This window comes from Ginsengibacter sp. (assembly GCF_057362405.1).
In genome coordinates, this window is record NZ_JBMQQG010000122.1 from 20,862 (window position 1) to 34,241 (window position 13,380).

A 13,380-nucleotide genomic window follows, 5' to 3' on the forward strand; every position below is an offset into this window, starting at 1 on the left:
CTAAATCTTTCGCAACAAGCCACAATGCAGATGAATGAAAATAATTTATCAAACTAATTAAACGCTGGTTTCAACATGAAGTATTTCTTTGTAATTCTGATATTCTTTTACCAGCAAACCTTTTCGCAGCAACAGGTGCAGGGTATAGTTTTAAATGGAACCGATAGTTCAAAATTGGTTGCAGCCAGTGTTTTCATAAATACTTCTACCCTGGGAACTATGACTGGTGACGATGGAAAATTCCTGCTTGGAGGAATAACAGCAACAAATTTTCAATTGATCATTTCTTATGTTGGATTTATGCCCGTGTCAATAAATATCAACCCGGAAAATATTAATCATTTCCATATCATTAAGTTATTTCCCCGAAAACGTTCTCTCGAAGACATAACCATTATGCCAATCGACAAAAACGGTTGGAAAAAATGGGGAACACAATTCACTCGGCTTTTTATCGGAACAACCTATTTTGCGCAAGGTTGCAAAATTGAAAACCCCGGCGTAATCCGCTTTTATCAAAACAAGAAAACAGGTGTATTGCATGCTTACTCAGAGACCGCGATCACTATTCGAAACAGAGACCTCGGATACAATATCAAATACCTTTTGGAAAATTTCATTTTCGATCCCAGGACAGGGGGCATGCTCTACATGGGATATTCGACTTATGAAGATTTAAGCAAAAAAAATAAAAACAAAATAAAAAAGTGGATAAGAAACCGCCACCTGGCTTACGCAGGTTCCATTCTTCATTTCATGCGTGCAGTTTACAAGGACAGCGTAAAAGCGCAGGGATTTGATGTAAGAGATAAGATAAGGATATACGCAGGTGATAGTGCATTTAACCAGGTTTACAGGGGAGGTAACCTGGCGCAGTTTGTAAAAGTTAATGATAATATCTATGCCGCTAGTGTTGGATTCAGCGATACATCAATGACGAAAGCTGACTATGTTGATTTGATTGATACGACAGAATTTTCTTTAAAAAACCTGGTTAAGTTTGACACCTCTAAAAGACAAAAAACACTTTACTTTGAAAATTACCTCGATGTAAAATATCACATACCCCCATATAAATCTGAGATAACTTTAGACTCGAATGAACCCGTGACAATTGAAGCGAGCGGCCTGTATCTTAATCCGGCTAATCTCATAACTTCCGGCCATTGGGCCGAACAAAGAATGGCAGACACACTTCCATTTGATTATGTTGATGAGTAATGAAACCTAAAGGTGGGATTAACGACTTAACGGCTGCCTTGTAAGAATGTCGGCATCGTGCTGATGTATGGAATCGATTCGTACCTGGCGCTAACTTAACCCCGTCGCCATATAAAAAAGTAAATGAAAGAATGAATAAAAATGCTGACAGGGCTGCGGAAATGCACCGGGAAAAATATTAGTTTGAATCCTGTGCGGCCCCTGCATCATATACCTGGTTCGTGTTGTGAATCACAATCTGCGGTTTATTTTTATACAATTCTATTTTGCCGGTAATCCATTCGTTTTTGCCGGTATAGAATATCTCCGGTGCATTTTTAAACTGGCTTCTCACGTCGCCCCAAATCACCAGGGTTAACGGCGCATCCGGGTAATGGGCGCCTACATCCAAAAGCGTTGGTGCATTGTTTGCCGTCTCAAAATATTTACCACCATAAATCTTCGCCTCCAGTTTTACAGAATCGCCAATGTGGTTCCTTACTTCTTCTAATTTTATCTCCTGTTGAGCAAAGGATGGTACGCCATAACCGGCAAGTAATATTATTAACAGGTATTTCATGTGTTGAAGGTATTACAATTTTTATCGTGTAATTTTTATGACGTAAAATTCCCTCAAGAAAAAGATACTATTACACGTTCCCATAATACTGTTTTATTTAAAGGCGCAACAATTAAAGTAAAGGGTAAACTGCAGATGCTCACTTTCTAAAGGGATAAATTATATTTATGAAATAATGGGCAGTACCCACTCGCAAAACCGGCATTGCAATTTATTTACTTGTTTTAAATAAGGTCATGGGGATAACAGCTATATCAATCATTGTTGTAATAAGTATCTCGGCCATTATTTTGTTAACGTCAAAATGGAAGCTAAATGCTTTTGTCTCTCTTTTCCTCGTATCTCTTTTCCTGGCTATTGTCGTAATGCCTGGTAAAGATGTTATCCAAATCATGAAAGATAGTTTTGGCGCCACAATGGCATCAACCGGCTTCCTCATCATATTGGGAGCCATTATTGCCGTTATTCTTGACAAAACGGGAGCGGCACTTACGCTTGCCCGTTATATACTGGCAAAAACAGGCGAGGCCAATGCTGCAGCCGCTTTGGGAATTACGGGTTTCATCACCGGAATGCCAGTTTTTTGCGACGCCGGATTTATCGTACTGAGCGGACTGGCGAAATCATTAAGCGCCAAAACAAAAATTGCCATGCCCTTTATTGCAGGAGTTTTGGGATGTTCTTTGTATTCTGTTCATTGCTTAACTCCTACACATCCCGGGGCATTGGCCGCAGCGGGCATCCTTAATGCTAACATCGGGAACCTGGTAATTGCAGGCATTCTCTTTGCCATTCCCGGCTTTTTTGTTTCATATTTCTGGGTAAAATGGATGACTCGCGGAAAAGCATACCTTCCGGCAGACGAGATAGCTGACTATGCTGAAAAAGACGAAAGGACATTACCTCCTGTAACTTTCTCTTTTCTGCCGATCGTGGCTCCTCTCATTTTGATCGCCGTTGGATCCGCATTAAAAGTGATGTCATTAGACGCTTCAAATTTATGGGGGAAGATTTTTGTTTTTACTGGCCAGCCGATAATTGCCTTGTTGATTGGCGTCCTGTTTGCTTTATTATTGCTTAGAAATAAGAAAATGGAAATCCTCAATAACGTTTTTGACACAGCCATAGAAAAAGCAGGCCCTATCCTGATTGTTACTGCAGCCGGAGGAATGTTTGGCATGATCATTAAAGAAACCGGCATCGGAGCTACTGCCGGCATTGCTTTAAGCAAAACTGGTTTTGGCCTGGCTATCCCGTTCCTGGTGGCCTTAATTCTGAAAACGGCGCAAGGCTCATCAACAGTCGCAATTATTACTGCCGCTTCAATTGTAGCCCCGATGTTGCCTGGGTTGGGACTGGCATCAGAGGCGGGAAAATTGTTTACCATGCTCGTGATGGGAGCCGGTTCTATGATGGTTTCTCACGCTAACGACTCCTATTTTTGGGTAGTAACGAAGTTCTCAGGTATTCATGCAGACATAACATTGAGAGTTTTCTCAACAGCAACAGCAGTTATGGGAATTACTGTTTTTGCATTCGTATGGCTTGCCTCCTTTTTTTTTCTTTGACAAATTATTATTTGCGTATATAGTATACCGTTATGATAATAAAAAAGATTCTTTTAAAAGTTACTGATGAACGCTAAAATAATTGCCGAGGAAATCTTTTCGGCTGGAGTTGAAAGTGTTATACCTGACAAGATGATACGCAGGGAAGTTTATTTGCAGGATACGACACTTTACATTTCCGGTATGCAGATTTCGCTGGATACCATCAATAAGATTTACGTAGTTGGAGCTGGTAAAGCTTCTTGTGTAATGGCCAAAGAAATTGAAAATATTTTAGGCGACCGGATTACAGAAGGCCTCATTGTTGTAAAATATGGCCATGGATGTAAGTTGAAACACATTAGTGTAGCCGAAGGCGGGCATCCCATACCCGATAGTAATGGTTATGCGGCAACACAAAAAATATTGGAGATTGTAAAAAATGCCGAAAAAAATGACCTGATCTTTTGCCTTATATCTGGTGGCGGCTCTGCTTTATTGGCTGACTTCCCGGCCGGCTGTTCTCTTAGTGACATCATCCTTACGAATGATCTTTTATTGAAAAGCGGAGCCACGATAAATGAGATCAATAGTGTTAGAAAACATTTGTCAAAAGTAAAAGGAGGACAACTGGCTAAAGCATCTGTACCGGCATCATTAATAAGCCTGGTATTGTCGGATGTGATTGGAGATCGCCTCGATGTAATAGCTTCCGGGCCAACCGTGGCGGATAAAACAACTTTCAAAGATGCACTCTATGTAATTGAAAAATATAATTTACTCACGAAGATTTCGGAACCTGTATCACGTTATTTAAAAGAAGGCTTTAGAGGATTCCACGCAGAAACTCCCAAACCTGGTGATCCCGCTTTCACCAACACGCATAACGTCATTATTGGAAGTAATGCAATTGCGCTGGAAGCTGCGTATAAGCGTGCCGTTAGTTTGGGACTGAACACATTTTTGATCACATCAGGATTTGAAGGTGACACAATTAATACAGCAGACCAAATGATTGAAACCGCATCACAATATCAAAGTGATTCTTCCGTAGAGAAACCTTGCTGCCTGCTGTTTGGCGGAGAAACAACACTCCCGGTTACTGCTGGCGGAAAAGGTGGCCGAAATCAACATATGGCTTTATATGTCGCATCATTGCTTCGAAATAAGAATGGTATTACATTTCTGGCTGCAGGAACCGATGGTAATGACGGCCCAACCACTGCTGCAGGAGCTGTTGTGGATCCTGAAACGATGGAATCCGCATCGAAGCAGGGTTTGGATGTTTTAAAATATTTAAGAGATTTCAATTCATTCCATTTCTTTGAAAAAACGGGTGGACATATTATAACAGGACCCACGATGACGAATGTGATGGATATCGTTGTTATAATAGTTGAATAATAATTGGCTGCTTCCGGAAACTTATTATATGTTATTCCGACCTTTATATTTCTTAATAAAAATAAATGAAGACAATAATTGCCTTCCTGTTCATCCCCATGTTGATGAAATCTCTGCAAGCGCAAACTAAAGCAAGTTGGGTAACTACATCACAAACTGAACAATGGAAAATACAAAACGATTTGTCAGTATTACCTGCATCAGGCAATGCAGATGCGGACATTGAGCTAAACCAACCACTGCAAAAAATTGACGGCTTTGGAACGTGCTTCAATGAACTCGGCTGGACTTCGCTCAGTATGCTAAGCGTCAAAGACAGGGAAAGTATAATGAAAGAATTATTTGCTCCGGGTGCGGGTGCTTGTTTCACCATTTGCAGAATGCCGGTGGGCGCCAACGATTTTTCGCGTAACTGGTATTCGTATGATGAGACTAACGGCGACTTCGGAATGAAGAATTTTACTATTGCCCACGACATGGAGACATTGGTTCCCTTTATAAAAAATGCACAGAAGTACAATCCCTCACTAAAGCTTTGGGCATCTCCGTGGTCTCCGCCAACCTGGATGAAGTATAATAGACATTATGCAGCAAGAAGTGTACTTGGCAACATGAATTTTAAATCAGAAGAATATGGCATGGATATGACCGGGATCAATAATGGCTTGCCGCCGGATAAAGAAGGTAGGGAAGGCACTGATATGTTTATTCAACAGGAAAAATATTACAAAGCCTATGCTTTATATTTTGAACGGTTTATAAAAGCTTACAGGCAGCAGAAAATAGATATCGGTATGGTAATGCCTCAAAACGAATTTAATTCCGCCCAGGTATTTCCAAGTTGCACATGGACGGCGGCCGGACTTGCGAAATTCATTAGTTACCTGGGGCCTCAAATGCAGGCGCTGGGTGTAAAAGTATTTTTTGGAACGGTAGAACGGGCCAATGAAAAGCTTGTTGACACAATAGTAACCGATCCAAAAAGCAGTAAGTACATAAAGGGAGTTGGCTTTCAATGGGCCGGCAAAGGAGCCATTGCCACCATTCACCAAAAATATCCCGGACTTGAATTGTACCAGTCAGAGCAGGAGTGTGGCAATGGTAAGAATGACTGGACGTATTGCGTTTATACGTGGGGGTTACTAAAGCATTATTTAACTAACGGCGCTAATGCTTATATGTATTGGAATACATCGTTGAAACAAGGCGGCATTAGTACCTGGGGCTGGAAACAAAATTCGCTGGTAAGTGTGGATACGATCAATAAAACATATAAATACAATTACGAGTATTATTTAATGAAACACCTCAGCCATTTTGTAAAACCTGGCGCAAGACGGCTTAATACCAGTGGCTCATTTAATGATTTGCTTGCATTTAAAAATCCGGATAAAAGCATTGCATTAATTATCCGGAATGATGGTAGTGAAATAAAAAAGGTTACTATAGAATTAGGAGATCAAATGATTAGCCCTTCTTTACCCCCTGATTCGTTTAATACCTTAATAATTAAGGAGAATTGATTGTTTGTTTTGGATTCTTCATAAATTCTCAATACCGTTCATTCCGAATAGTTTCCATTAAGAATTAATTTTTCATATTAAGCCGCAAACGAATTAACCATTCATAAAAACGAAAACTATTTGATCAAACTGCAAGTTTAATTTCTGCAAATAAAATTTATATTCGTACTAAATACTTTTGCTAATGAGCCGCTGCATCGTACCCGCCGCGTTTATCTTCCTTGTTCTTGTATTTCCAGTTAATAAAATAGCTGCGCAAACTTTAGTATTTCAAAACGTTCCTGATTCATTTACGAATGCCAGGGCATTTTTTCAAAACCAGGTTAAGGAAAATGCACATTTATATACCGGCAAAGAATTTATCAACTATTCGGTGAACATAAAAGGGTATCCATTTTTTGAGACCGACCAAATGCAAACCGGATCGGTATTTTATGATGGCACGCTGTATGAAAATATTCCTCTGCTGTACGACATTGTTGCGCAGGAAGTAATCATAAACCGATACAACAGTGATGAAAGGATAAGGCTGCTCAATGAAAAAATAAAATATTTCATATTTGACGGGCACAGGTTTGAAAATATTTTCTCTGCGGAAGGAAGAGGCGAAAATATCACAAATACTTTTTACGATATAATGTCGACCGGCAAAGCCAGCGTGTTGGTAAAACGCATTAAACACATTAAGAATGGAATTAGAGCCGAGGACCCAACTTCGTTTGTAGAGGAAGATGAACTATATGTACGCAATGGAAATAATCTTTATGCTATAGATGGTAAAAGTTCAGCCCTCCAGGCATTTGGCGATAAGCGAGACATGATAAAAATATTTATAAGAAAAAATAAATTCAGATTTAAAAAAAATATGGAGAAGGAATTAGCATTGACGGCTGAGTATTATTCAACATTAATCAAATGATAATGGGCGCTTTTAAACGATATAGTATTTCGTGTTTATGCTGTATCATTTTTTCGATTGCCGCCCACTCACAAAATACCCGAATTAGTGGCGAATTTAATAACATTAAATTCCCGCAGTTTGTAAAACAGGTAGAAGCAGGTACTATATACCATTTTTATTATGATGAGGCCGCGTTAGATTCATTTACTGTAAACATTAAATTAGATAATCAAACGTTACAGGATGCCTTACAACAGATTTTCAATAATACAAGTTTTCGATATTCAGTTGATGCTTTGAATCATGTATTCATTACTAAAAACAAAAGCCTGCAGACAACCCTTTCAACGTCTTTCTTTAATGCAGGTAAAGATTCTTCCGACAATGAAAATGCGATCATACAAAGTGAAGATGTAAAAAAAGAAAAAACGAAAATTGCATTCAGTGAAAATAGATTATTTGAAATTGGCGTTAAATCGTCTGCGAAAAAAAGTAATTCAATAATTACCGGGTTTGTTAGAGATATAAAAAACGGTGAGGCTTTACCAGGTTCTTCATTGTATGTAGACAGTGCTTTTACAGGTGTAGTTACCGATCAGTTTGGCTATTATTCGCTTACCGTGAAGCCAGGCCTCCACACGCTCGAAGTAAGTAGTCTCGGCATGAAAGAAGCATTGCGCCACATCATAGTTTATTCCGATGGAAAGTTGAATATTGAAATGAGGGACGAAATACCGCGGCTCAAAGATGTTATTGTTACGGCAGAAAAAAGATCTAACATCCGAAGCACGCAAATGGGTATTGACAGGCTATCTGTAAGAACAATAAAAGATGTGCCGGTTGTTTTTGGCGAAGCTGATATCTTACGGGTAGTACTCACACTGCCGGGCGTAACTTCAGTAGGTGAAGCCAGCACAGGCTTTAATGTTCGGGGTGGTTCAGCCGACCAGAATCTTATTCTATTTGATGGCGCTACTATATATAACCCATCACATTTGTTGGGCTTTTTTTCTGCGTTTAACCCTGACGTTGTAAAAGGCGTTGAACTTTATAAAAGTGTAATACCGGTAAAATATGGCGGACGATTGTCATCGGTGCTGGATGTTGACACAAAAGATGGGAACGATAAAAAGCTTAGTGGCACGGGCGGCGTCGGACTCCTTACAAGCAAGTTTACTTTGGAAGGGCCCATAATAAAAGATAAAACTTCGTTTATACTTGGCGCACGAACTACCTATTCCAATTGGATATTAAAAGCAATTCCCAACTCGGCTTACAGCAACAGCCGGGCATCTTTTTATGATGCCAACATTCACATTAGTCATACCATCAACTCAAAAAATAATTTATACTTAACCGGGTATCTGAGCAGCGATAACTTCAGGTTCGATATGGATACTACTTATAAGTATGGCAACAAAAACATTATTCTAAAATGGAAACATATTTTCAACAATAAGTTCTATGGATTAATATCGGCCGGAATAGATCATTATCAATATAACGTGAGCAGCAATTCAAATCCTGTAAATAGTTATAAGCTTACGTATGATATTAATCAAACGAATTTTAAAGCTGACTTTGATTACAGGGTCAATAATAAACAATCGTTTAATTTCGGATTAAACTCTATTTACTACAAACTGCACCCCGGCAGCTTCTTACCGGATGGCAGCCGATCGTTAGTAAAAAAAGATGTACTGCAGCCTGAACAGGGATTAGAAAGTGCGGCCTATTTTGGATATGAATATAGCATCTCCTCCAACCTTTCATTAAATGCAGGTTTACGTTATTCGATGTTCAACTACCTGGGGCCACATGATACCTATAATTACGTAGATGGATTGCCAAGGGAAACCGCAACTATTACTGACACTGTCTCCTACCCTTCAGGTAAAATTATTGAAACATACCAGGGACCTGAATACAGGATTTCTCTTCGCTATGTTTTGCCCGGTGATGCATCAATAAAAATTGGTTATAATACATTGAGGCAATACATACACCAGCTTTCCAATACAATTACAATATCTCCAACCGACATCTGGAAATTAAGTGACGTGTATATTAAACCGGAAACAGGGCAACAATATTCCATTGGCTTTTATAAAAATTTCAATTCAAATAACATTGAAACATCGCTTGAATTCTATTATAAAGATTTGAATAATATGCTCGATTATAAAAGCGGTGCTTCGGTATTGCTAAACCATCATATTGAAACGGATATTATTAATTCTAAAGGCAAAGCTTACGGAGCAGAATTATTAATTAAAAAAGTTACCGGAAAATTAAACGGTTGGTTGAGCTATACCTATTCAAAAACATTAATTAAATCTAATGATCCTTTAGCGGGCGAATCCATTAACAAAGGAGCATACTATCCTACCAGTTACGACAAACCCAACAATGCAAATTTGATCGGGAACTATAAGTTCTCCCATCGTTTAAGCATGTCCGTTAATGTGGTATATAGCACCGGCCGACCTATTACATTGCCCATTGCTGTTTTTTATTCGAATGGCGCTCAAAGGCTCGTCTATTCTGACCGAAATGCATACCGGATACCCGATTATTTCAGAACGGATGTTTCCGTAAATCTCGATGGTAACCATAAAATAAAACAAACGTTTCATAATTCCTGGTCATTCGGGGTGTATAATCTTACGGCTAGGCAGAACGTTTATTCGGCATATTTTGTATCGGAGAATGGCGTTGTAAAAGGATACCAGTTATCTATATTCGGAACAGCTATCCCCTTTATATCGTACAATTTTAGATTTTAATGAAACGCTTATCATATATCGCCATTTCTTTCACAGTTTGCGGGATAGCAGGCAGCTGCAAAAAATCTTACAATCCGCCGGCCTTACAGGTAAATAATAAATTCCTGGTGGTGGAGGGGGTATTGGTGAATAGTGTTGACTCGCCCACTGTAATCCGGTTAAGTCGCACAGTCAAGTTAACCGATTCCACTTCTGCGTCGTCGGCTGAAACCGGTGCGGTTGTTTCTGTTGAAAGTAATACAGGAGCAAGTTATTCTTTTCTGGAACAGCCGGGCGGTATTTATATTTCCAATTCGTTATCTCTTAATTATTCTAACCAGTACCGCTTAAAAATAACGACAACTAACGGCAACGAATACCTGTCAGATTATATAAGTGTAGTGGCAACTCCACCTATTGATAGTATAACCTGGCAGCAACAAAATGATGTAACCATACAGGCGAACACACATGATCCGTTAAATAATACACATTATTATCTTTGGGATTTCACTGAAACCTGGCAATACCGTTCAACTTTCAACAGAACCATTGCAGAATCTAATGGCCTGATTTATTATGTCGATTCTTCCAGCCAAACGTATAATTGCTGGCGTGGCGATATTTCCCGGGATATTTTAATTGGCTCCACGGTGGCGCTAAGTAAAGATTTAGTCAGCCAGGAACCATTAGTGGTTATCCCGCAAAATTCGGAGAAAATCGGAATACGTTACAGCATCCTTGTAAAACAATATGGACTTACGGGAGATGCTTATCAATATTTCCGGACGTTAAAAACGAATACCGAAACGCTCGGATCTATATTTGATGCTCAACCGACTCAGCTTTCAGGAAATATTCATTCTATAGCAGATCCGGCCGAAACAGTAGTTGGATATATAACCGCCTCGTCGGTGCAGCAAAAAAGAATTTTTATTGATAATAACCAGGTAAGCAACTGGAATTGGCTTTACAACGGAGTTGATTGCAGGCTTACAAGTATCAACCAGGATCCCAATAATTTTTTAGTTTATAACTACCCCGATACGTCTTATGCGCCATATTATTTTATTTCGCCAGGCAGTATCCAACTGGCAAAAAAAATATGTGTGGATTGTACCCTCAGGGGCGGCACAACAAACAAGCCAGTTTATTGGTAAAATGAAAAATATACTATACATATTATTTATTTTTGGTGTTTACCTGGCTGTTTCTATTAGTTGTAAAAAAACATATAGCCCTCCGGCAATTAAGGTTGATAACAGATTTCTCGTTATTGATGGCACACTTATAAACAGCGCTGATTCGCCGAGTGTCTTCACCCTAAGCAGAACCGTGAAGCTTACGGATTCAACTTTCGCTTCTTCCCCGGAAATCGGCGCAACAGTATCAATTGTAGGTGAAAACGGCGATACTCATCAGTTCAATCAATTACCCGGTGGAGTTTACAAGTCCGCGCCATTATTATTAAATGCATCTACCAAGTATCGTTTGACAATCACTACGTCTAACGGTGAAGAGTACGCGTCAGATTATGTTGCAGTAAAACAATCACCACCAATTGACAGCCTTACCTGGCAACAGCAAAATGATGTAATGATTTATTTAGACACCCATGATCCCATTAATAATACGAAATATTACCGTTGGGATTATACCGAAACCTATCAATATGAAGCGCCGTTAAATGCAGAACTCAGCCAAAGCAATGGTCAATTGTATTATGTTGACAATACCCCCAACCAAACATATGATTGTTGGCGCAGTGTTAATTCGAACGAAATTTTAGTGGGCTCTACGGTAGCGTTGAGCCAGGATGTAATCAGTAAGGCGCCGATTACCGTGGTACCTAAAAATTCACAGAAAATATCAATCAGATACAGCGTTCTTGTTAAGCAATACGCACTCACGCAGGATGCTTATCAATATTTTAGCATACTAAAAAAGAATACAGAGAACCTGGGTTCAATTTTCGATGCGCAGCCAACGCAACTTATGGGAAATATTCATTCCGTAAAAAACCCTGACGAAGTCGTTATAGGTTTCTTTACTGCTTCTTCAGTTACACAAAAAAGACTATTCATCACAAAATATGATGTTAGAGATTGGCTCTTTGTCGACACCAACCTCGATTGCGATGTTAAGTCTATTGGTCATTACCCGGCTCCGGATCCGCGGTTCTTTGTTTATGATTATCCTGATACTACTTATTATCCCTATTATTTTTGCGGGGCTACTTGCCTTATGATCGCAAGAAGAGAGTGTGTTGATTGCAGGGTAAGAGGCGGCACTAATCAAAAACCTTTATACTGGTAAATGTTCATGAAAAAGATAACGATCATATTGCAGGAAATTGTTTATGGCATTTGCGGATGGTCAGCATTACTTCTCTGTATGTATGCTGGTGATTCTTTTTCGCAAAGCCCCGTTACTGTTGTTCAGCATCAATTCGATAACTATAGCGATAATAATTACCAGGAAAAAGTTTTTCTTCACACTGATAAAACGGTGTATACAACGGGTGAAGTTATCTGGTTTAAAACTTACATAATCAACGCCGCTTCTAATAAGCTATCGCCAATAAGCAAAATTTGCTATGTAGAGGTTATAACTGCAGATAAGAAAAATTTATTGCAGGGCAAAATTGATATTGATTCAGGAAAAGGAAGTGGATCATTTCAAATTCCCGCATCCATTAGAACGGGTAATTATTTAATAAGGGCTTATACCAACTGGATGAAAAATTTCGATCCCCGGTTTTATTTTGAACAAACCATAAGTATTATCAATCCTAATAAAGGACCAGAGAATATTAAAGCAGATGACGATACAGCAAATCATATACAATTTTTTGCGGAGGGAGGAAATTTAGTTTATAATTTCCCGAACACGATTGCTTATAAAATTACAAATGCATACGGTGAAGGCTTGTCCGCAAGTGGAATTGTAGTAAATGAAAAGAATGATACAATTGCAGAATTTGAAACGGAACACTTTGGTATGGGAACGTTCGCTTTTACTCCTTTACAGGGACATAAATATCATGTAATAATAAAAGTGAATAGCTCATTGGTGATGAAAGACCTTCCCAAAATTTATAATGGCGGCTGGGTAATGCATCTGGCAGATGAAGGCAGCACACTTACTGCAGATATTTCGTGCAACATCGAAACTGAACACAGTGTCTTTTTATTTGCCCACACAAGGCATTCAACAAAGTTTGCAAAAATGCAATCGCTAATCAATGGACATACGGTTTTCAGGATCAGCAAATCAGAATTTGGCGAAGGCATTTCGCAACTAACCCTTTTTAATGAAGAAAAACAACCGGTTTGTGAAAGACTTTATTTTAAAAAACCAGCCAATGTGTTGGCCATAAAACTGGAAGATATTATTGCTGCAGAAGAACCAAGGCAAAAAGTTGATTTAAAAGTATCAACCTTTGAAACTAACGGTAGTA

At 39.0% G+C, this 13,380-nt stretch carries 10 protein-coding genes; 9 read left to right on the plus strand and 1 reads right to left on the minus strand.

The window, feature by feature from the left end:
• Positions 1-75 precede the first annotated feature (75 nt).
• Positions 76-1,221, plus strand: a complete 1,146-nt coding sequence (locus ACO1O5_RS10265) for a carboxypeptidase-like regulatory domain-containing protein (RefSeq protein WP_486269885.1) — start codon at positions 76-78, stop codon at positions 1,219-1,221.
• A 178-nt stretch (positions 1,222-1,399) separates the two neighbouring features.
• On the opposite strand, the gene ACO1O5_RS10270 is transcribed toward ACO1O5_RS10265, so the two are convergent.
• Positions 1,400-1,780 carry a hypothetical protein gene (locus ACO1O5_RS10270; protein WP_486269887.1) on the minus strand — a complete coding sequence of 127 codons (381 nt, stop codon included), beginning with the start codon at positions 1,778-1,780 and terminating at the stop codon, positions 1,400-1,402.
• A 236-nt stretch (positions 1,781-2,016) separates the two neighbouring features.
• Between ACO1O5_RS10270 and ACO1O5_RS10275 the strand changes: the two genes are divergently transcribed.
• The 8 genes from ACO1O5_RS10275 to ACO1O5_RS10310 form a co-directional block, all read left to right on the plus strand.
• Positions 2,017-3,348 carry a GntP family permease gene (locus ACO1O5_RS10275; protein ID WP_486269888.1) on the plus strand — a complete coding sequence of 444 codons (1,332 nt, stop codon included), beginning with the start codon at positions 2,017-2,019 and terminating at the stop codon, positions 3,346-3,348.
• Between the two features lie 66 nt (positions 3,349-3,414).
• On the plus strand, positions 3,415-4,731 hold the full coding sequence (locus tag ACO1O5_RS10280; protein WP_486269890.1) for a glycerate kinase type-2 family protein: 1,317 nt from the start codon (positions 3,415-3,417) through the stop codon (positions 4,729-4,731).
• Positions 4,732-4,796: 65 nt separating this feature from the next.
• Positions 4,797-6,254, plus strand: coding sequence for a glycoside hydrolase family 30 protein (locus ACO1O5_RS10285; RefSeq protein WP_486269892.1), 1,458 nt, complete (start codon positions 4,797-4,799; stop codon positions 6,252-6,254).
• Between the two features lie 184 nt (positions 6,255-6,438).
• A complete protein-coding gene (locus ACO1O5_RS10290; protein ID WP_486269894.1) occupies positions 6,439-7,173 on the plus strand; it encodes a hypothetical protein in 735 nt (244 codons plus the stop codon).
• Positions 7,174-7,175: 2 nt separating this feature from the next.
• Positions 7,176-9,941 (plus strand): carboxypeptidase-like regulatory domain-containing protein, encoded by a 2,766-nt coding sequence (locus ACO1O5_RS10295; RefSeq protein WP_486269896.1) that lies wholly within the window; start codon positions 7,176-7,178, stop codon positions 9,939-9,941.
• Positions 9,941-11,080: a DUF4249 domain-containing protein gene (locus ACO1O5_RS10300; RefSeq protein WP_486269898.1), complete on the plus strand. Its 1,140-nt coding sequence runs from the start codon at positions 9,941-9,943 to the stop codon at positions 11,078-11,080. The genes ACO1O5_RS10295 and ACO1O5_RS10300 overlap by 1 nt, the downstream gene beginning before the upstream one ends.
• A gap of 1 nt (position 11,081) precedes the next feature.
• Complete coding sequence (locus ACO1O5_RS10305) at positions 11,082-12,236, plus strand: DUF4249 domain-containing protein (protein ID WP_486269900.1); 1,155 nt, start codon at positions 11,082-11,084, stop codon at positions 12,234-12,236.
• Positions 12,237-12,242: 6 nt separating this feature from the next.
• On the plus strand, positions 12,243-13,380 hold a 1,138-nt coding region (locus tag ACO1O5_RS10310), incomplete at its 3' end, for a hypothetical protein (RefSeq protein WP_486269902.1).

Coding starts and splice junctions, on each gene's coding strand:
- ACO1O5_RS10265 (WP_486269885.1), top strand. CDS start 76: ATGAAGTATTTCTTTGTAATTCTGATATTCTTTTACCAGCAAACCTTT.
- ACO1O5_RS10270 (WP_486269887.1), bottom strand. CDS start 1,780: ATGAAATACCTGTTAATAATATTACTTGCCGGTTATGGCGTACCATCC.
- ACO1O5_RS10275 (WP_486269888.1), top strand. CDS start 2,017: ATGGGGATAACAGCTATATCAATCATTGTTGTAATAAGTATCTCGGCC.
- ACO1O5_RS10280 (WP_486269890.1), top strand. CDS start 3,415: ATGAACGCTAAAATAATTGCCGAGGAAATCTTTTCGGCTGGAGTTGAA.
- ACO1O5_RS10285 (WP_486269892.1), top strand. CDS start 4,797: ATGAAGACAATAATTGCCTTCCTGTTCATCCCCATGTTGATGAAATCT.
- ACO1O5_RS10290 (WP_486269894.1), top strand. CDS start 6,439: ATGAGCCGCTGCATCGTACCCGCCGCGTTTATCTTCCTTGTTCTTGTA.
- ACO1O5_RS10295 (WP_486269896.1), top strand. CDS start 7,176: ATGGGCGCTTTTAAACGATATAGTATTTCGTGTTTATGCTGTATCATT.
- ACO1O5_RS10300 (WP_486269898.1), top strand. CDS start 9,941: ATGAAACGCTTATCATATATCGCCATTTCTTTCACAGTTTGCGGGATA.
- ACO1O5_RS10305 (WP_486269900.1), top strand. CDS start 11,082: ATGAAAAATATACTATACATATTATTTATTTTTGGTGTTTACCTGGCT.